This window comes from Gammaproteobacteria bacterium CG11_big_fil_rev_8_21_14_0_20_46_22 (assembly GCA_002796245.1).
Lineage (GTDB): Bacteria > Pseudomonadota > Gammaproteobacteria > UBA12402 > UBA12402 > 1-14-0-20-46-22.
In genome coordinates, this window is the sequence record PCWT01000057.1 from 1,231 (window position 1) to 1,592 (window position 362).

General features: G+C 40.3%; 1 protein-coding gene. It reads left to right on the top strand.

The window, feature by feature from the left end; all coding sequences use genetic code 11:
* Positions 1–139: 139 nt before the first annotated feature.
* Positions 140–362, top strand: a 223-nt coding sequence (locus tag COV52_08170; protein PIR10615.1) for a hypothetical protein, incomplete at its 3' end; no start/stop codon positions are given.

Sequence of the window (362 nt, forward strand, 5' to 3'; positions counted from 1 at the left end):
GGTTATTATCGATGTTTTAATCACTTCCTTAATCCTTATTGATCCTTGTTAATAATCACCTTAAGGTGTACACTGGGTGTACCATAAATAAAGTTACGACCATATTTTAATTATCAGTGTACACAAAAAGGTAGCTATTATGAAACTAACCCAAAAAGCTATTGAAAGCCTAACGCTTCCGCCTAAAGACAAAGCTTACTACAAAATATTCCATGACGATGATCAGCGCGGCTTAGCACTGCGTGTTACCAGCAAGGGCGCGAAGACGTTCATCATTAACCGGAAAATCAACGGCAAAGTCTTTCGTATGAACATTGGCCGTTTCGGGGCTGATTATACGCTTAAAGAGGCGCGCGAAAGAG